This is a genomic window from Streptomyces sp. SID3343, assembly GCF_009865215.1.
Classification (GTDB): domain Bacteria; phylum Actinomycetota; class Actinomycetes; order Streptomycetales; family Streptomycetaceae; genus Embleya.
This window is the reverse complement of sequence record NZ_WWJX01001256.1, coordinates 1-19,150: the sequence shown is the minus strand read 5'-3', so window position 1 is coordinate 19,150 and position 19,150 is coordinate 1. Positions and strand designations below refer to the sequence as shown.

Genomic DNA, 19,150 nt, shown 5'->3' with positions numbered 1-19,150 from the left:
GCGGGCCGGGGGGCCGTTGGTGACGGTGACACCGAATGCCGGGCCGTCGTGCCAGAGCTCGACCCTCGCGGCGGCACCGGGGGCGTGCTTGCGCACGTTTGTCAACGCCTCCTGGACAGTGCGGTAGAGGGCGCGCTGAGCCGGGGCGGGAACAGCATCCGGGGCGGGGAGTTCGCCGGTGAGCCCGGCGTCCAAGCCGCTGCCGTGGACCAGGCGGCGCAGGTCGGCGAGGGTGGGCTGCGGGGCAAGCTCCGTGGTGCCGCCGCTGGAGGCGCGGAGCAGGCTGATCATGATGCGCAGCTCATCGAGGGTTTCGACGCTGAGTGTGCGGATCGTACGGGCTGCCTCGTGGACCTCGTCGCCGGCGGTGGCGACCTGGAGCGCCCCCGCCTGTACGGCGATGAGGCTCACCTGGTGCGAGACGACATCGTGCATCTCCCGGGCCAGCTGGGCTCGTTCGCGGGCGAGGACGGCCTGTGCGTGCAGTTCCCGCTCGTGCTCCCGGGCCGCCTCGGTCTCCGCCAGCTGCACCAGCAGGTCCCGCCGGGTCTGGAGGAGCCGGCCCAGCAGCATGGGGGCGGCGGCCATCGCGAGCATGTAGACGAAGGTGACCAGCGTCCAGGTGCGCTCCTTGCCCGCGAAGTCCGTCAGCGGCCAGGGGGCGGCGGTGAAGAGCGCAAAGAGGGCCACGTACAGGGCGAGCAGCCGCCGGTCGCGGGTGCCTGCGGCGAGGGTGTACAGCGCGGCGACCGGCGCGACGAGGACGTCCTGAACGAGGGAGCCGGGGAGGCAGAGAAGGAAGACGGAAAGGGGGAAGCGGCGGCGCAGGGGCAGCGCCGCGCAGGTGAGAACTCCGAGGGCAAGGCCGAACGGGGTGTCGTCACCCAGGTTGAGCCAGAGGTCGAACCCGGCCAGGACGACCAGGCCGGCGTCGACGAGTGCGGCGGGGATCCTGTTCATCGCCGCTCAAGCAGCCCCGCCCGCTGCGCGAGCAGCGCTGCCTGGACGCGGCCACCGACCCCCAGCTTGGTGAGGATCGCGCTGACGTGGTCCTTGACCGTCCCGCCGCTCAGATGGAGCCGGTCCCCGATCTCGGCGTTCGAGAGCCCCTCGGCGACCAGCACGAGCACGTCCCGTTCCCGCTCGGAGAGCCGTCCGACCCGGACGGTGCCCTCGTCGGCCTCTCCTGTGCCGGGGTGACTGCCGAGCAGGGAACGGGTCGCCTTCGGCGACATCACGACGCCGCCTCCGGCGAGTGTCCGCACCGCCTGCGCGAGCAGGGCGGGATCGGTGTCCTTGAGCAGGAAGCCGGCGGCCCCGGCGTCGAGGGCGGCCAGGACATACTCGTCGGTATCGAAAGTTGTCAGCATCGCGATGGCGGGCCGCCGCGGGCCGGGTAGCGCACGCAGCTCGCGCAGGACGGTGAGGCCGTCCACGTCCGGCATGCGGATGTCGAGGAGAACGACGGCGGGCTCGAACTTCCGTACGACGGCGAGGGCCTCGCCGCCGGTGGCGGTGGCGACGACCTCGATGTCCTCGGCGGCGTTGAGGATGAGCCGGAAGCCGGAGCGCACGAGCGCCTCGTCGTCGACCACCACGGCCCGGATCACGTACACGGCCCCCTCTACATCGTCACAACCCGACCTTACAGCCGGTACGTTCCGGCCGGTCGCACGGACGGAGAAGTCCCGCCGGTCGGGGGAGGCATCCCCGCCGACCGGCAGGTACCGGGCACCGGCCGTGGAGCGGGAGGCTGGTGTCATGGCCCACCGAACCCTCGCTCATCGCCCGCTCGTCTCCGTCCTCGTCTCCGTCCTCGTGATCGCCACCTTGCTGGCCGTGGGCTGCGCCCCGTCTTCGTTTGCCGGGGAGCGACAGCCCGCCGAGGGCCCCCTCGCGGTGATCTACGACGGGCCGCAGGGTTGCCCCGACTGCGCGCCGGCGATAGCCAAGGTGCTGCGTGAGGCGCCGCAGCACTACCGGGTCAGGTACGTGAAGGCCGCGCCGAAGGCTTCCGACCTCGCCGGGGCGAAGCTGTACGTGCAGCCGGGGGGCGGCTCCGACCTGGAGCGGACCTGGCGGGACCTGAAGAGCTCCGCCGAGGTCGTCCGCACGTGGGTCCGGGAGGGCGGCAGCTATCTGGGACTGTGCTTCGGCGGCTACCTGGCGGGCCGTAACCCGGGCTTCGACCTGCTGCCCGGCGACACCAACGGGTATATCGACTCCCCGAACACCACCGTCCCCGACGGGCGCGACACCGTGGTGCCGGTGACATGGAAGGGCAAGCCCCGGCACATGTACTTCCAGGACGGGCCCGCCTTCTTCCTGAACAAGGGCGCCGACGTCCTGGCGACCTATCCCAACGGAGATGCCGCCGTCGTCGTCGCCCCGTACGGCAAGGGCCGGGTCGGCGTGAGCGGCCCCCACCCGGAGGCCGACGAGTCCTGGTACGCGGAGAAGGGACTCCACAACCCCGACGGCGTCCGCTTCGACCTGGCTTACGAGCTGATCGAAGCAACCGCCGGACAACGGTGAGAGCGTTTCGCAACTTGCGACCCGAGTGAACCCGACGGCGACGCCGTACCCGGATCAAACCGTGCCGGGCACAGGCGTCGCCGTCCTCGGCCACCGGGGCAGGCTCCGCGCCCACGTCTGCGGCACCTTCCCCCTCGCCGAAGGCGCCCGGGCCCACGCCGCTACCCGGCCTCGGTGATGGTCGGCTTCCGCACCGACTGACAGCCCCTACGCCCAAGTTCGGCGACCCCGGGCAAGCGGCGGCGAGCAGCGGCAGCGTGTCCTTTCGGCCGGGACCATGACCGGGAGGACACGCCGACGCGCGCACCAGCCACAGCGCGCCCTGCTCCTCCCGGTCATCCTCGGGGTCGACCACTGACGCGCACGCGCTTGGCGATCGAGGGCCTGCGCACACGGGTTTCTGACGGTTTCCTGACATCGTTGCGCGAGTCTCGTCTGCCGGCTTCCCGCCGGAACAGTCCGCGCTTTCACTCAGGGGGAGAGTCCCGCATGGAGATACCCAGCCGGATCCGACGCACGGCCGCGGCGATCGGCCTGTGTGCGGTCCTGGTCGCCGTCCCCGCCGTCCCCGCCGTCGCGGCGACCGAGCCCGCGGCGCCGAAGACGCCGCAGCCGCCCGCCGTCCCCACGGAGCAGGTCGTCACCACGGAGCAGGTCATGTCTCACCTGCGGGCGTTGCAGTCGATCGCGGACCGCAACGGAGGCAACCGGGCCCACGGCAGCAAGGGTTTCCGGCAGTCGCTGATGTATGTGAAGGGGGTACTGGACAAGGCGGGCTTCCGCACGAGCCTGCGTCCCTTCACGCACAACGGAGCCCTCGGCTACAACCTCGTCGCCGACTGGCCGGGGGGCGACCCGGACCACGTCGTGCTCGTCGGCGCCCATCTCGACAGCGTCGAGGCGGGGCCCGGGATGAGTGACAACGGCTCCGGTTCGGCCGCCGTGCTCGCCACCGCCGTCGCGATGTCGCGGGCGGGCGTCGCGCCGAAGCGCCATCTGCGGTTCGCGTGGTGGGGTGCGGAGGAGCAGGGGCTGATCGGCTCCGAGGACTACGTGCGCAAGCTCTCCGCCGCCCAGCGCAGGAAGATCGACGTCTACCTCAACTTCGACATGACCGGCACCAGGAACGTGCAGCAGTGGCTCGTCGTGCACGACGAGCCCGGGGCCACGGACACGTTCGAGGCGTACTTCGCGGCCAAGGGCCTGCCCACCTTCGACGTCGGCATCGGCGGCTCGGACCACCAGTCCTTCGGCGACGCCGGAATCCCGGTCTCCGGCTTCTCCACCGGTCTCGGCGACTGCTACCACGCGGCCTGCGACCGCATCGACAACGTGGACCCCGCGATCGAGACCATCAGCGCCAACGCCGTACTCGGCGTGACCCGGCAGCTCGTCGCCCACTGATCACCGACCTCGACCACCACGGCAACCACGACCGGGAGCAGCTCAGATGCGCAGTACGACACAACGGCACCGCCATTCGGCACTGGTGGGCATCCTGGCAGCCGGCCTACTGCTGACTGCGGTGCCCTCCTCGGCCGCCGCCCGCAGCGACGGGTCCGGGGTGGGGGACCCGTACTTCCCCGACGACGGGAACCGGGGATACGACGTCTCCGACTACGACGTCCGCGTGGCCTACGACCCGGCCCGTCCCGACCACCTCACCGGCGACACCGTCGTGACCGCCACGGCCACCGGTCGGCTCGACCGCTTCAACCTGGATCTGGACGGCTTCGAAGTCGCCTCGGTCACCGTCGACGGCACCCGCGCCAAGAGCTTCTCACGCAGCGGAGCACACGAACTGGTCGTCACCCCGGCCCGCCGGATCGCCAAGGGTGCCCGATTCGCGATCCGCGTCCGCTACTCCGGCAAGCCCGTCGGCGAGAGCTGGCACCGCCTCGCCGGCGGCGGGGTGAACGTGACCGGCGAACCGCATTCCGCCACCGCGTGGTACCCCGCCAACGACCACCCGTCCGACAAGGCCACCTTTCGGCTCAGCGCGACCGTCCCCGACGCCTGGACCGTGATCGGCAACGGGCGCCCCGGGCGGACCACTTCCCCTGCCAAGGGGCAAAAGACCTTCCGCTGGTACGAGGACAAGCCGCTCGCCACCTACCTCAGCACCATCGCCATCGACAAGTTCACCGTTCACACCTCGCAACTGGCCGACGGCACCCCGGTCGTCAACGCCTACAGTCCCGGCACCGTGATCGACCCCGCGTCCGAGGCGCTGTTGCCGGACGTCATCGGCTTCCTGGCCTCGAAGTTCGGCCCGTACCCCTTCTCCTCGGCCGGCGGCATCGTCGTGAGCGACAACGGCGGGCCCGGTGGCGGTCCCCTCGCATTGGAGACCCAGAGCCGACCGACCTACACCGGCATGATGTTCGACTCCTCGATGGTGCACGAGATCGCCCATCAGTGGTTCGGCAACAGCGTCTCGTTCTCCGACTGGCGCGACGGCTGTCTCGCCGAGTGCTTCGCCCAGTACGCCAACCAGCTGTGGGACGAGAACAGTGGCGCCGACCTCGACACCGGCTTCTACCCCGCCATGGTGGAGCAGAGCAAGGCGAATCCGGACTTCTGGAAGGTGAGGCTCTACAACCCGGGCCCGGGCAAGGAGTTGGACTCGGCGCTGTACGACAAGGGATCGATGATGCTGCACGCGCTGCGCCGGACTGTCGGGGACACCGCCTTCTTCGCGACCCTTCGCCGATGGCAGGAGGAGCACCGCTACGGCAACGCCTCCTGGCCGCAGTTCGAAGCCCTCGCGAAGAAGGTCTCCGCCCGCCCGGACCTGAACGGATTCTTCGAGGCATGGGTACACGGCACCACCGTTCCGGAACACAAGTACCTGTACCCCGGAAGCCTCGGCTGACCGGCGGGCGAACCCACGGAACCGACCCCCATCGGTCCCGGTGGTGGAGCCTGTTCCGTGGGTGCGCGCCGTCCTCGTGCCTGGGGCCGGTCAGGGGTCGTGCCCGGGTGTCCCGGGCGTGGCCGGTCAGGGGTCTTGCCGGGGCGTCCCGGGCGTGGCCGGGGCGACTTGGGATCGCTCAACTGTGTCTCGGTTGTGGCTCGTTCGTTTGGTTCGTGGGGTTGTGGCGCGGATCGGGGCGGAGCAGGAGCAGGAGCAGGGTCAGGAGGCAGCCGAGGGCGGCGAGGGCTGCGGCGGTGCCGAAGCCTGCGCGCAGGCCCTGGGCGTAGGCCGCAGCGGGGGATCCGGCCGCGGCCTCGGTGACCGTGCCGGCCAGGGCGAGCAGGGCGAGGATGCCGCGGGCACCGAGGCGCTTGAGCGCGTACGGGACGAGGTGCGCGAGATCGCGATGTTCACCACCGCCACGGGGAGGACGGCCAGGCCCGATCGGGTCGGGCTGTAGTCGCGCACATTCTGGAGGTACAACTCGACCAACGCGAAGACCGGTACGTGCGCCGCCCCGACGAGCGCGTTGATCCCCGCCGAGCCGGTCACCTCGCGGATCCGGAACAGGCGCGGCGGTACGAGGGGGTACGGGCTGCGCCGCTCCACGGCCACGAAGGCGGCGAGGACGGCGAGCCCCGCGGCGAGCAGGAGCCACGCGCGGGTGCGCGTGTCCGGTTCGGCGAGCGCGCCGATCGCGTAGCCGACGACCAGGAGGCCGATCGTCCCGGTCAGCGCTCCGGGGATGTCGAGCCGCCTGCGGGCGGGGCCGGAACCGACCGGATCGGCGGGCAGGAAGCGCGCGGCGAACGCGAGCGCGACTACTCCCACAGGCAGGTTGATCAGGAAGATCGACGGCCGGCCGAAGCCGTCGGTGAGCGGCCGGGCCACGTCGATCGCGTCGATAGCGGCGTTGGTCACGGCGTCCCGTCGGGCCCGCTCCCGCATCTGGACGAGCAGCAGCAGTGGTTGGCTCCGGCGACCGAGGCACGGCTGCTTGGTCACGGGGCGTGCGTCTGGTCGCGCGGACGGGTCAGGTCGGCGTAGATGATGGTCCGCAAGGGCGTCTTCGAACTCCGAGGGCGGGAGGGGCCGTTGCCCGAGAGGCGTGTACGGCGCTCCGGTGGCGGTCGGATGCGGGCCGAGGTCGTGGATCCGCAGCTTGTTCCGGCGTTCACGGCGCTGGTCGGGCCGGACGAGCGTGGTGACCCGATGTCTCCGCTGCGCTGGACGACGAAGTCGCTGCGGAACCTGGCCATCGAGCTGTCCCGGCGGGTCCTCGTCTCGCCCGGCGCTCAGCCTGGTGATCAGGAGGGTGTGGGTGGCGGGTCGGGGGCGTTCGTGGTGTCGGTGTGCGTGTAGGTGCCCGGAGTCTGGCCGGTGATGCGGCGGAAGGCGTTGATGAACGCACTGGGTTTGCGGTACCCGACGGCCCGGGCGGTGGCGTTGACCGAGGCACCGCCGGCCAATAGCTGGACGGCGGCGCGGATGCGCACCTGCGTGCGCCAGTGGGCGAAGCTCAGTCCGGTTTCGCTGCGGAACAGCCGCGACAGGGTTCGGACTCCGGCGTGCACATGGTCGGCCCAGGCGGCGAGTTCGCGCGGGTCGGCGGGGTCGGCGACGATCTGCTCGGCGATGGCGCGTACCCGCGGGTCGGTCGGCACGGACACGTGGATGTCGTGGGTGGGTAGCGGCACGAGCAGGGTGAACATGAGCGCCTCGGCGTGCGGTCGGCTCGGGTCCTGCGGCCCGGTCCGGTCCAGGTGCGCGATGAGTTCGCGCAGCAGTGGTCCGATCGAGACGCCGGTGGGTTCGGACCAGGTGATCGGGCAGTGGTCGGGGGCGAAGACGATCAGCGATCCTTCTCCGGCGTGCAGCACACTCCCGGCGTGTTCGATCCCGCCGGGGATCCACAGCCCGTAGCCGGGCGGGATCAGCCAGTCGCGTGCCAGGGTGCCGACGGTCACCGTCGCGGTCGAGGTCCACATCAGGATGGGTGCGGGGTGGGAGTGCGTCTCCACGAAGAAGGGTGCGAGCGGCCCGGATTCTCCCCGGTCGATGCTCAAGATAGGTGACCCCGGCGACCCGGGCGACGTCGGCGATGCGGTCCGTACCGGCTCGTGTGACGTCGCCGGCGTGTGGTGCGAGTTGCTCATGGGGTCGATCCTGTCCCGTCGTCGTACCCGGGGGCTCGGAACCTCGGTCGAGTCGGCCGTTTCGGGGTATCGATCGGCCGCCATGCGCACACCGACCGGCCTAGCGTCCCAATACGGGGTGTCGCCGGGGTCCGAGCCCGCCTCCGAACCGAACGCGCATGAAAAGGAAGAACCTGGTGAGCGAGTTGATGATCGAGGCCGAGGGCCTGGTCAAGCGATACGGGAAGACCGAGGCGGTGGCCGGGGTGAGCCTGGAGGTCCCGGCCGGGACCGTGCTGGGGGTACTCGGCCCCAATGGGGCGGGCAAGACCACCACGGTGCGGATGCTGTCCACACTGACCGCGCCGGACGCCGGATGGGCGCGGGTGGCCGGCCACGACGTGGTTCGTGAGACCAAGGCGGTGCAGGCCAAGATCGGCGTCACGGCCCAGGACGCCACTCTCGACGACATGCTCACCGGTCGGCAGAACCTCGTGATGATCGGCCGCCTGAGCGGACTGCGCCACGGCGACTCCCGGCGGTTGGCCGAGGCCCTGCTGGACCGCTTCGAACTGACCCCAGCGGGCAACCGGATCGTGAAGGGGTACTCAGGTGGGATGCGCCGCCGCCTGGATCTGGCCGCAGGACTGGTGACCCGACCGCCGGTGCTGTTCCTGGACGAGCCCACCACCGGGCTCGACCCGACCAGCCGGGTCCCGATGTGGGGCGTGATACGCGAACTGGTCGCCGACGGCGCCACCTTGCTGCTCACGACGCAGTACCTGGACGAGGCCGACGAGTTGGCCGACCGGATCGTCGTCGTCGACCACGGGCGGGTGATCGCCGCAGGGACGGCGGCCGAACCGAAGGCTCGGGTCGGCGGCGCCCACCTCCGCGTCACCGTCACCACCGCCCATCCCGAGGCAGCCGGTCTGCTGAGCCGGTTCGCGGCCGGGGACGTCACGGTGAGCCGGGACGGGCGACAGCTGCGAGCACCGGTGGACGCCCGTCCGGGACTGGCCGGCGCGGTGGTAAGGGTCCTGGTCGAGGCGGCGATCGGCGTCGACGACGTGGAGGTCCACCCGCCGTCGCTCGATGACGTGTTCTTCGCCCTGACCGGCCATCCGACCCAAGAGCAGCCCGGCAGAGACGACCTTCCATCGCCTGCGGGGCGGCGGCTCGACCCGGAATCGCAGGTGACGCGGGCATGAGCACCACCACGACCACCAACGTCACCCTGCCCACCGGCAAGGCGGCGACGCTGCCGACCGCAGCGACCCGGCCCCACGGCCCATTGCGCATGTTCTCGGACGTACTCACACTGGTCCGGCGCAATCTGGTCCACATCTCTCGCGAACCGATGCAACTGTCCGATGTCACCATCCAGCCGGTGTTGTTCACCCTGATGCTCGTCTACGTCTTCGGCGCGGGAGTGGTACTGCCCGACGGCGGTGACTACCACGAGTTCGCCCTGCCCGGCATGCTCGTCCTCAACCAGATCACCGCCACCGTCGGCACGGCCGTCGGACTGAGCACGGATGTCAACACCGGCGTCGTCAACCGCTTCCGTACCCTGCCGATGTGGCGGCCGGCCGTACTGCCGGCCCGCTCGATCACCGACCTGCCGACCGCGATCGTCGGCGCCGGCATCGTCGCCGCCACCGGCTTCGCCATCGGCTGGTCGCCCCACAACGGCGTCGGCAACACGATCGCGGCCTTCGGCCTGGTCCTGTTGATCGCCTATGCCCTGTCATGGGGATGCGCCTGCCTGGGTCTGGCGAGCAAGGGCGCCGAAACCGCCCAAGCCCTGGGTCTGTTTCTCCTGTTCCCGGTCGTCTTCGTGTCCAACGCCCTGGTTCCCACGCAGCACATGACGCCCTGGTTGCGCGACGTCACCACCTGGAACCCGATCAGCGCCGTCCCCGCAGCCGCCCGGGAACTGCTCGGCAACCCCAACCCTTCGGCCTCGATCGACGCGTGGCCCATGCAACACCCCGTCTATGCCACATTCCTCTGGTCGATCGCGCTCCTGACGGTCTTCGTCCCCCTGGCCGTCACCCTCTACCGACGCCGCGCCACGGACTGACCACCAACGTCCACCTGCCCCGCCCCGACCAGCGCTCGCGCGCCGATCGGTGCGGGGAGGTGCTGCGGGTCGGCCCACCGCCACCGCAAGCCGGGCAGGCCGTTCGCGACGAATCGCCCGTCGGCGGTGAGCATCGCCCGGCCGCCGGCCGCATCGTGTCAGGAGCCCGCGAAGTCGAGCCCACCCCCGCGCAGTTCCGCCCACGTCCGCGGTCGCGCCGGAGAGCATCGACTACGGCACCCGGACCGGGACCGTCCTACCCGCTCGGGCAATGGGTCGGCGACCGGCATGGGTGGCCCGCTTGATCGGCCTGCGGCGCGCGTCGGGCTGCTGGAGCGGTTGGAATGGTGCGGAGCGGTGGCGTTCCCAGGACATCGGGAACGGCAGGTGCGGCAGGTGCGGCGGGCGCGCTGCAGGCGAAGCGGCATCCGCTGCGGAACGGTCGGAGTGTCCGATGAGTCGGCTGAGATCTCCGGAAAACGGAAGTGAGATCCTCATCGGGCTACGATGACGTGTGAAGTATCTGCCGGCCATCCTGAGTGAAGACCACCCGAGCCTGAGTGCCACCGGGCGCGCGTATGCCACGATCAAACGTCAGATCATCGAGCTCGATCTCGCGCCGGGAGCCCATGTCACGAAGTCGATCCTGGTGCATCGGGCCGGCGCCGGCGTCATGCCCGTGCGCGAGGCGCTGACTCGGCTGCAGCGGGACGGCTTGGTCCAGGCACTTCCTCGCTCGGGCTACCGCATCCTTCCGGTGACTCTCAAGGGGACGCGGGATCTTTGCGCCTTTCGTCGCCTGCTGGAGGTCGAGGCCGCCGGTCTCGCGGCGGAACTCGGTTGCCCGCAAGGCGATCTTGCCCGGATGGAAGAGCTCCTGTCCGTTACCTACGGGAGCGGTGACCAAGCCGGCATCGATGCGTTCCTTCGGGCCGGCCTGGAGTTCGACGCGATCATCGCGAACCGATGCGGCAACGACATGCTGGCCGGGGCGATCATCCGGGCCCTCGACGAGTTGGAGCGAGTCCTGCGGATCACGCTGAGATCGCTTCCCTTCTCGACGTCCTCCGCGCACCAGCGGCAGGAGATCCTCCGCGCCATCGGAGACCGGGACCCCGCCGCGGCCCGTGCGGCCATGTGCGCGAGAACGCAGACTTCCCAGGAGCAGATCATCGACCAGCTGGTATCGCTGGCGTCCCTTGCCGAGTTCAGCATCACCCTGACCTGAACTCGGGAGAACGGTTCGTCCCGCGCTCCCCGAGCGTTGACAGATGCCCGGCCGAGTGGTGTGCTGGAGAGAAGAGATCTTAGACGGCAGTTCAGAGATCTCAGAGCCGCAATCCAGTCCATGCGACGGAGATCAGGAAGCCGGAGACACGGTGCGTCACCAAGCGTCCCGCAGCAAGGGTTCGTCTTTTCCGATGACGATGGGTTCGCTTTTTCCGAGGACACCGAAAGGTGCAGGATCTTGTGCGCACCCATCTAAGATCTCAGACGGAATTATAGTGATCTCAATGGCCTTGGCCTTGTTTCCGTCAGTCACCTCGGCCGGGGCCACGCCCGTCGACCAAGTTCCGCGAGGGGTATCCGATGAAGTTGGAACGTCTGCCTGCTCTCGAACTCGCCGACCGCGCTCGGACGGCAACGCCGGGCCGTGTGGCGGCGGTTGCCTTCCGTGGCGTGCCGATGCTGCCCATGCCCGAGCACGTCGTGGAGGCGGCGCGGGCGGCCGCGGGAGAGGTGTTTCCTCGGCGCAGCCGCGGCTCCGCCGAGCTTCGCCGGGCGATCGCCTCGCGTTTGGAGGCCGTACACGGGGTGGTGGTGGACCCGGAGAACGAGCTGCTGATCACCCACGGCGCCCAGCACGGGATGAGCGTGGCCCTGCGGGCACTCCTGTCGCCCGGCGACGAGGTCCTGGTCCCCGCTCCCAGTTATTTCTTCGACGGCATGATCCGCATGGCGGGAGCCCGGCCGGTATATGTGCCCTCCGACGAGGACGCCGGATGGGATCACGTCCCGGAGGCCGTCGCGGCCGCCGTCACCCCCGCCACCCGCGCCCTGCTGATCTGCAATCCCAACAATCCGACCGGCTGGGTACCGAGCCACGAGACGCTGGGCCGACTGCTGGACATCGCCGCCCGCTCGGGGCTGACCGTCTTCTCCGACGAGTGCTACGAGCGCTATGTGTGGGACGGGCCCGGCTACGTGCCACAGATGCTGCTCCGTGATCACCATCGCGACCTGGTCACGGTGACCAGCCTCAGCAAGAACTTCGCCTTCACCGGCTGGCGGGTCGGGTACGTGAACGCCCCGGCCCATCTGCTGGAGCCCATTCATCGCGCCTTCGAGTGGGACGCCATCAACGTCGGCGACGTGGCGCAGGCCGCCGCGCATGCCGTCATGACCGGCCCGCAGCACTGGATCGAACGAGAGTTCGCGACCATGCGGGCCCGGCGGGACATCCTTCGCGACGGTCTACGGAGTGCCGGCCTGGAGTCGGTCCGGCCCGACGCCGGCGTGTTCGTCTTCGTCGACTGCACCCCCTTGGGCGTTCGCGGACGTCGTTTGGAGCAATTGCTGCTGGACCACGGCCTGTCGGCCCTCGCCGGGGACGCCTTCGCCGGACCCGATACGCATGTCCGCATGCTGTACGGCGGGTCCGCAGCCGACCTCGAGGAGGTGGGACGGCGGCTCGCGGCGCTGACCGCGCGGAGGGCGGACATCCCCGGCAACAGGGGATCTCGTCGGCATTGCTGAGATCTCAGAGTTCTCCTATGGTCATCCCAGTCACCGGCGATCGGTGTGCGGGAATCGAGCGGAAAGCCCCACGGGGCAGCCTCCGAAGGAGCCGAACGTGTCAGGAACCACCCACCCCGATCACAGCGAGAGCTGGCGCGTCGCCGCCGACATCGGAGGCACCTTCACCGATGTCATCGCCCTGGGGCCGGACGGCCGGGTCGTCCCCGTCAAGGTTCTCTCCACACCGCCGGGCTTCGGCGGCGGCGTCCTCGAGGGAACCAGGCTCGCGCTGGCGGAGGCAGGCGCGCTCCCGAGCCGGGTCGAGGCGATGCTGCACGCGACCACGGTGGCCACCAACGCGATCCTGGAACTGCGCGGAGCACGGACCGCCTTGGTGACCACGCGGGGATTCCGGGACGTCCTGGAACTGGGACGCCTGCGCCGCCCCCGACTGTACGACCTGTCCTGGCAGCCGCCGACCCCACTCGTTCCCCGACGCCACCGCTTCGAACTCGACCAGCGCATCACCGCCGACGGGCACCTCGAACCGCCCGCGGACACGGTCGAACTCGCCCGTGTGGCCGACCGGATCCGGGCCGCGGGCATCGAGGCGGTGGCGGTGTGTCTGATCAACTCCCACGCCTGCCCCGGGGAGGAGATGCGTGTCGCCGCCGAACTACGGGCCCTTTTGCCCGGCACGTATGTGACCGCCTCGGTGGACATCACGCCGCAGATGCGGGAGTACGAGCGCACCAGTACCGCGGTCGTCAACAGCTATGTGGGACCCCAGGTCCACGACTACGTCACGGCACTCGGTGAGGGCCTGCGGGCGGCGGGCGTTCGCGCGCCCTTGATGATCATGCAGTCCGGCGGGGGCCTCCTCGACGCGGCCTCGGTGGTGGGGCAGCCGGTGCGGATCATCGAGTCGGGGCCCGCCGCCGGTGTCATCGCCGTGCAGAAGCTTGCCCGGCTCATGGGCCTGGACTCCGTGGTCGGCTTCGACATGGGCGGCACCACCGCCAAGGCATCCCTCGTCGAGCACGGGGAGCCGTTCGTCGTGGGCGACTACGAGGTCGGTGGGGGCATGAACATCACCCGCGCCCTGGGCAAGGGCGCGGGATACCCGCTGCGCGTGCCCTCCATCGACATCGCGGAAGTCGGTGCGGGCGGGGGAAGCATCATCTCCACCGACGTCGCCGGATCCCTGCGCGTGGGACCCGACAGCGCCGGCTCCCGCCCGGGCCCGGCGTGCTATGGCAACGGAGGGACCAGCCCCACACTGACCGATGCCAACGTGGTCCTGGGCTACCTCAGCCAACAGGCGCTCGCCGGCGGGCGGGTGCCCATCAGGGCGGACCTGGCCCGACAAGCCATCGCCCCGATCGCCCGGGCCCTGGGCCTGGACGTCGTCGCGGCCGCCCGGGGGGCCTATGAGGTGGCGGCATCCAGCATGACCAAGGCCGTCAAGGCGGTCACCAGCGAACGCGGGCGTGATCCGCGGGAGGCGGTCATGGTGGCCTTCGGCGGCGCCGGGCCCCTGTACGGCGCGGCCATCGCCCGAGAACTGGGCATCGACACGGTCCTGGTCCCCGTGTACACCGGGCTGTTCAGCAGTCTGGGACTTCTCGTCGCCGACACCGAACGGCAGGCGGTCGCGCCCTACCGCCCGGACCTGGACACGGTGGACCTGCTCGGCGCGGAGTTCGACCGGATGGCCAAGGACGTCACCGAGGCCCTGCTCGACGCCGACTCCACGGCACACCCCCAAGTGCATCGGATCCTCGACATGCGCTACCGCGGCCAGCGCTTCGAGCTGTCCGTCACCGTCCCCGACGGTCCCCTGGACGACGACCTGATGGCCGCCGCTCGACAGGGGTTCCACGCCGAACACCAGCGCACGTACGGCCGGTGCGGCACCGACGAGCTCGTGGAAATCGTCAACCTCCGCGTACGCGGACGGGTGCACAACCCCGTCGGCATCGAGCACCTCCTGAACCTGCCGATGTCGGCCTCGCGCCCCGAGACGACCCGGGCGTGCCGATTCGAGCACACCGAGCCGACCCCGGTCGTCACCCGCGCCGCGCTGTCGACTCGACCCAGGCCGGGCCCCCTGGTCGTCGAGGACATGGACTCCACGACCCTGGTGCCACCGGGCGCCACCGCCCACCGCGACCGCTTCAACAACATCGTCATCAGCTGGCAGACCACCGCCCCGGAGGCGTCCTCATGAGCCCACGCCCGATCAGCGACGCCGCCACCTTCGAGGTCTACCGGAACGCGATCACCGGACTCGCCGACGAAATGGCGATCACCATCCTGCGCACCGCCCACTCCCAGATCGTCGCCTCCAGCATGGACTTCTCCGCCGCGCTGTGCGACGCCTTCGGACGGGTGATCGCGCAGGCCAACACCTGTCCGGTGCACCTGGGTTCCATCCCCGAGGCGATGAGCGCCGTACTGGACGCCTTCGGCGACTGCGTACGTCCGGGCGACGTCTACCTGCTCAACGATCCCGACCTCGGCGGCATGCACCTGCCCGACATCTTCGCCATCGCCCCGGTGTTCACCACCGGCCCGGACCCGATCGGCTACTCGGTCACCGTCGTCAACCACGTGGACGTGGGCGGCTGGGCCGCCGGCTCCATGGCGGTGCAGTCCACCAGCATCTTCGCGGAGGGCGTGCAGATCCCGCCGTCCCGGCTGTACGACGCGGGCATCCTCAACGAGACCTTCCTCGCGCTCGTCCTGCGCAACGTGCGCGAGCCCGAGCTGCTGCGCGGCGACCTGGAAGCACAACTCGCCGCCTGCCACGCGGGCGGCGAGGGACTGAGAGAACTCGCCGAACGCCACGGCACCGACGGTCTGAACGCCCTCAACGAGGAACTTCTGGACCACTCCGAGACACTGCTGCGCGCCGCGCTGGCCCAAGCCCCCGACGGCGCCTACCCGTTCGAGGACTTCATCGACGACGACGGCCTGGGCTCGCCGCCCATCCCCATCCGCGTCACCGTCACCATCGCCGGCGACACCCTGCACCTGGACTTCACCGGATCCTCTCCCCAGGTCGCCTCGGCCCTCAACGCCACCGCGTCCTTCACCCGATCCGCCTCCTTCGCGGCCGTCCAAGGCGCCTTGGGCTCCGACATCCCCGCCAACAGCGGCTTCTACCGGCCCTTCACCTTCACCATTCCCCAGGCATCCATCCTCAACGGCCGACGGCCATCGGCCCGCGGCGCCCGCGGCCTGGTCGCCTACCGCATCATCGACGCCGTCCTGGGCGCACTGGCCCCCGTCTTTCCCGACCGGGTCCCGGCCGCAGGCGACGGCGGCCCCGACTCGGTGGCCATCGGCATCACCGCCCAGGACGGAACCACCAGCGTCCTGTGGGACATCCTCTGCGGGGCCTGGGGAGGGCGCCCCGATCGCGACGGCGTGGACGGCATCAGTCCGCTCGGAGCCAACCTGGCCAACGTCCCGGTCGAGGAACTCGAACAGTCCGGCCGGATACGCATCGACGGCTACGGCTACCTGCCCGACACCGGCGGCCCCGGCCGTTGGCGCGGTGGCCTGTCCACCTTCCGTGACATGACGATCCTCGCCCCCACGGTCTCGGTACAGATCCGCTCGGACCGACGCACACACCTGCCCTACGGCCTCCAGGGAGGATCCCCGGGCACCGCGTCCTCCAACATCCTCAACCCGCACACCCCCCACGAGCAGGAACTCCCGGCCAAGGTGGTCCGCACCCTCACCGCCGGCGACCGCCACCGGCACGTCACCGCCGGCGGAGGCGGACACGGCGACCCCTTCACTCGGGACCCGGACCGCGTCCTGCAGGACGTACTCGACGACAAGGTCACCCGCGCCGGCGCAGCACACGGCTACGGAGTGGTCATCACCCCCGCCGGCGCCGTCGACGCCGCCGCGACACGCCGCCGCCGGGCCGATCCGCGTCGCTAGCGGGTGACCCCAACACTCACCGCTTCACTCCTCAGCGCCCTGGGAACGGCTCACCGAGAGGACCCCGACATGGCCGAGGCCACTGCCCCCGCGGAGACAGACGACGTCATGCGCCGCGTATGGCGCAAGGTGGGCATCCGCATCATCCCGCTCATCGGCCTCGCCTACGTGATGAGCTACATCGACCGTGCCAACCTCGGCTACGTGGCACAGCCGCTCAAGAAAAGCCTCGGCATGACCACCGGACAGGTGGGCCTGGCCTCCGCGTTGTTCTTCCTCGGCTACATCCTGGTGGAAATCCCCAGCAACATGATGCTCAGCCGGTTCGGGGCCCGGAAATGGATCACCAGGATCCTGGTCTCCTGGGGTCTGGTCACCATGGGAACCGCGCTCGTGCGGAACGTCGGCCAGTTCTACGCGATGAGAATCCTGCTGGGCTTCGCCGAGGCCGGGCTCGCCGCCGGGATCCTGCTGTACATGACCTTCTGGTTCCCCCGAAGACAACGCGCGTGGGCCATGTCGACCTTCTTCCTCATGATTCCCCTGTCGGGCATCATCGGCTCGCCCCTGGCCGCGGGCATGCTGTCCTGGGGCGAACAGCTCACCGGATTCACCGGATGGCGGTCGCTGTTCCTCGTCGAGGGCCTGGTCACGATCGTGTCCGGTCTCGTCATCTACCGATTCCTGCCGGATCGACCCGCCGACGCCACGTGGCTGACGCCGGAGGAAAAGGACGCCATCCAGCGGCGACTGACCCTGGAAACCGCCCAACACAACGCCCACGGCGCGCTCACCGACGTCCGTCAGGCGCTCCTCAGCGCTCGGGTGTGGATGCTCGCCGTCGTCTTCTTCGCCATCGTCTTCGGCCTGTACCCCATCGCCTTCTTCCTGCCGACGATGATCTCCACCTTCACCGGGCACGACTCCGCGACCTCGAACGTCACCAGCGTGCTGCTCGCCGCCATCCCGTCGGCGGTCGCCATCATCGTCATGCTCGTCTGGGCGAAGTCGGCGGCGCGCCGGACCGTGGTGTTCTCCACCGCGGTACCCCTGGCCTTCGCAGTCGTGGGCCTGCTGCTGGCCACCTTCGTCCACGACGGCGTCCTGTTCGTCGCGGCGTTCTGCGTCAGTGTCTCCGGCATCTACACGGCCATGGCACAGTTCTGGCGGCTGCCGCCGCTGTGCCTGACCGGAGCCGCCGCCGCCTCCGGCATCGCACTGATCAACTCGGTGAGCAACGTCAGCGGCTTCATCGGCCCCTATCTGACCGGCGCCATCGAGGACGCCACCGGCGACTTCACGTACGCCCTCCTGCTCATCGCCCTCATCATGACCATCGGTCTGGTGATCCTGCTGACGGCGGGCCGCAAGACGGAACGGACCACGGCCCGAGACCCACTGCCTCGGACCGACCCCACGGAGAAGGTCACGCGAACGGACGCACCACTGCCCTGATCGTCCGCGACATACGGACCGGCCTCCTGGCGAACCACACGTTCGATCGGGCACCGCCGGCTCCCATGCAGTCGCTGCTCCCCCGAGCCCGAGCACGCGGCATCCACGTGGTCTTCGCCCGCACGGAGCCGCGCGCCGGCGGCGACCCTTCAGGGCTTGCCCGACGAGTTCTTCGTTGCAGACGCTTTCCGCTCCCGTTGTACGCGGGCCCGTCGCGCTACCGCGCCCCGCATACCTGCGGCGCGTGTTCGCGTAGGCCGAGGAGTCGGTAGTAGTTCGTATGGAGGCGGAGGGTTCCCGCCGCCCGCGATGCACGCAACGTCGACGGCGGGTGTGAGGGCGCGGAACACGGGAGAGGGGCAACCGCGGGAGGCCCTCCCCGGCCGACCTCGCACCCGCCATGTCGGTCACTCGCTGAGGTCGCCGGGTTCGACCCCGGGCGGGGAGGTCGTCTCACCGACCGAGTCCGTCCGACCACTTCACGCCGCCTTGCGGGTCGGCGTCTTCGACGCGTCGAATCCGCTGGTCCGCTGGTGCGCTCTCAGGGTCGCGAGTGTGGGGTTGGTGGCCAGACATGCAGCGCGTGGCCGGCTCGTTGGTGACCAACCATGTGCGTGTGTACAACCTCTGCGGGTGTTCGGCTGCAGGGCTGACGACCCACCCCCGTTGGGCAGGCATTCGCCGGGTTCGGGCGAATCGCCGAGACGGTGCACCTGCTCGCGGCCGTCGACCCGGTCGACGACACCTCCCTGCGCCGGTGAACCGCCGACTCACGATGGAGGGGTCGCGGCGCGGTCTCGCCCTGGGTGGTCTACCTCGGCAGGGGGGTGGTGGTGGGGGTGTTGCCGGCTGCCGCGTACGTGTCGAAGGGCGGGGGTGGTTGTCCCCGCCCTTCGACACGTCCAGGCCCACTACGTCGGCAGGCGTCGAAGCCTCCCGCTCCGGAGTCGCCGGAAGGACGGTGCGACCATGCGGCTGCGTTCACCGCCCGGGCTCACCAATCGGTTCCCACGCCGACTCGGTTCCCGAAGGTACTGTGGCCGGTTCCGGGATAGAAGTACATGTCGCCGGTGGCACCTTGTCGGGCCTGGACGGCATCCAGGTCGGTCCTACCGTCGCCGTTGAAGTCGCCGCTGACGATGGTCCGCATGATGTGCCACCCCGAGCCGGCGATCGTGGCGGCGTCGAGGGCGCCCACGCCGTTGCCCGGGTAGATGTACAGGGCGCCGTCGCCCTTGCCGACGGCGGCGATGTCGGCTCTCCCGTCGGCGTTGTAGTCGCCGCCGGTGAGTTGGTCGAGATTGTTCCAACCGGTGCCGGCGA

General features: G+C 70.1%; 15 protein-coding genes and 1 pseudogene. 11 read left to right on the top strand and 5 right to left on the bottom strand.

What is annotated here, in order from left to right:
- Window positions 1–960 (bottom strand): histidine kinase (locus GT354_RS39645; protein WP_161361231.1); only part of this gene is annotated, 960 nt, incomplete at its 3' end.
- On the bottom strand, window positions 957–1,610 hold the full coding sequence (locus tag GT354_RS39640) for a response regulator transcription factor (protein ID WP_346012382.1): 654 nt from the start codon (window positions 1,608–1,610) through the stop codon (window positions 957–959). The genes GT354_RS39640 and GT354_RS39645, both read right to left, overlap by 4 nt.
- A 151-nt stretch (window positions 1,611–1,761) precedes the next feature.
- On the opposite strand from GT354_RS39640, the gene GT354_RS39635 reads away from it, so the two are divergent.
- The 3 genes from GT354_RS39635 to GT354_RS39625 all read left to right on the top strand — a co-directional run bounded on the left by GT354_RS39635 (window position 1,762) and on the right by GT354_RS39625 (window position 5,410).
- Window positions 1,762–2,535: a BPL-N domain-containing protein gene (locus GT354_RS39635; RefSeq protein WP_161361227.1), complete on the top strand. Its 774-nt coding sequence runs from the start codon at window positions 1,762–1,764 to the stop codon at window positions 2,533–2,535.
- A gap of 489 nt (window positions 2,536–3,024) precedes the next feature.
- On the top strand, window positions 3,025–3,939 hold the full coding sequence (locus tag GT354_RS39630; RefSeq protein ID WP_161361225.1) for a M20/M25/M40 family metallo-hydrolase: 915 nt from the start codon (window positions 3,025–3,027) through the stop codon (window positions 3,937–3,939).
- A gap of 46 nt (window positions 3,940–3,985) precedes the next feature.
- Window positions 3,986–5,410 carry a M1 family metallopeptidase gene (locus GT354_RS39625; protein ID WP_161361223.1) on the top strand — a complete coding sequence of 475 codons (1,425 nt, stop codon included), beginning with the start codon at window positions 3,986–3,988 and terminating at the stop codon, window positions 5,408–5,410.
- A 261-nt stretch (window positions 5,411–5,671) separates the two neighbouring features.
- Here GT354_RS39625 and GT354_RS39620 read toward each other — a convergent pair whose 3' ends face one another.
- Window positions 5,672–6,457 (bottom strand): hypothetical protein, encoded by a 786-nt coding sequence (locus GT354_RS39620; protein WP_161361221.1) that lies wholly within the window; start codon window positions 6,455–6,457, stop codon window positions 5,672–5,674.
- Here GT354_RS39620 and GT354_RS39615 point away from each other — a divergent pair.
- A pseudogene (locus tag GT354_RS39615) lies at window positions 6,446–6,724 on the top strand (ISAzo13 family transposase); the annotation flags it as partial. The gene GT354_RS39620 and the pseudogene GT354_RS39615 overlap by 12 nt on opposite strands.
- Before the next feature lie 35 nt (window positions 6,725–6,759).
- Here the strand turns inward: GT354_RS39615 and GT354_RS39610 are convergent.
- On the bottom strand, window positions 6,760–7,518 hold the full coding sequence (locus GT354_RS39610) for an AraC family transcriptional regulator (RefSeq protein WP_237535898.1): 759 nt from the start codon (window positions 7,516–7,518) through the stop codon (window positions 6,760–6,762).
- 266 nt (window positions 7,519–7,784) lie between these two features.
- On the opposite strand from GT354_RS39610, the gene GT354_RS39605 reads away from it, so the two are divergent.
- The 7 genes from GT354_RS39605 to GT354_RS39575 all read left to right on the top strand — a co-directional run bounded on the left by GT354_RS39605 (window position 7,785) and on the right by GT354_RS39575 (window position 17,827).
- A complete protein-coding gene (locus GT354_RS39605; RefSeq protein ID WP_161361214.1) occupies window positions 7,785–8,798 on the top strand; it encodes an ATP-binding cassette domain-containing protein in 1,014 nt (337 codons plus the stop codon).
- The gene (locus tag GT354_RS39600) at window positions 8,795–9,673 is read left to right on the top strand and encodes an ABC transporter permease (protein WP_161361213.1); all 879 of its coding nucleotides are present in this window, start codon (window positions 8,795–8,797) and stop codon (window positions 9,671–9,673) included. Before GT354_RS39605 ends, GT354_RS39600 begins: the two co-directional genes overlap by 4 nt.
- 514 nt (window positions 9,674–10,187) lie before the next feature.
- Window positions 10,188–10,901 carry a GntR family transcriptional regulator gene (locus GT354_RS39595; protein ID WP_161361211.1) on the top strand — a complete coding sequence of 238 codons (714 nt, stop codon included), beginning with the start codon at window positions 10,188–10,190 and terminating at the stop codon, window positions 10,899–10,901.
- 362 nt (window positions 10,902–11,263) lie between these two features.
- Window positions 11,264–12,430 carry a pyridoxal phosphate-dependent aminotransferase gene (locus tag GT354_RS39590; RefSeq protein WP_161361209.1) on the top strand — a complete coding sequence of 389 codons (1,167 nt, stop codon included), beginning with the start codon at window positions 11,264–11,266 and terminating at the stop codon, window positions 12,428–12,430.
- A gap of 97 nt (window positions 12,431–12,527) precedes the next feature.
- Window positions 12,528–14,642 carry a hydantoinase/oxoprolinase family protein gene (locus GT354_RS39585; RefSeq protein WP_161361207.1) on the top strand — a complete coding sequence of 705 codons (2,115 nt, stop codon included), beginning with the start codon at window positions 12,528–12,530 and terminating at the stop codon, window positions 14,640–14,642.
- The gene (locus GT354_RS39580) at window positions 14,639–16,372 is read left to right on the top strand and encodes a hydantoinase B/oxoprolinase family protein (RefSeq protein WP_161361205.1); all 1,734 of its coding nucleotides are present in this window, start codon (window positions 14,639–14,641) and stop codon (window positions 16,370–16,372) included. The genes GT354_RS39585 and GT354_RS39580 overlap by 4 nt, the downstream gene beginning before the upstream one ends.
- Window positions 16,373–16,441: 69 nt before the next feature.
- Window positions 16,442–17,827, top strand: coding sequence for an MFS transporter (locus GT354_RS39575; RefSeq protein WP_237535897.1), 1,386 nt, complete (start codon window positions 16,442–16,444; stop codon window positions 17,825–17,827).
- A gap of 994 nt (window positions 17,828–18,821) precedes the next feature.
- Here GT354_RS39575 and GT354_RS39570 read toward each other — a convergent pair.
- On the bottom strand, window positions 18,822–19,150 hold a 329-nt coding region (locus GT354_RS39570), incomplete at its 5' end, for a VCBS repeat-containing protein (RefSeq protein WP_161361203.1).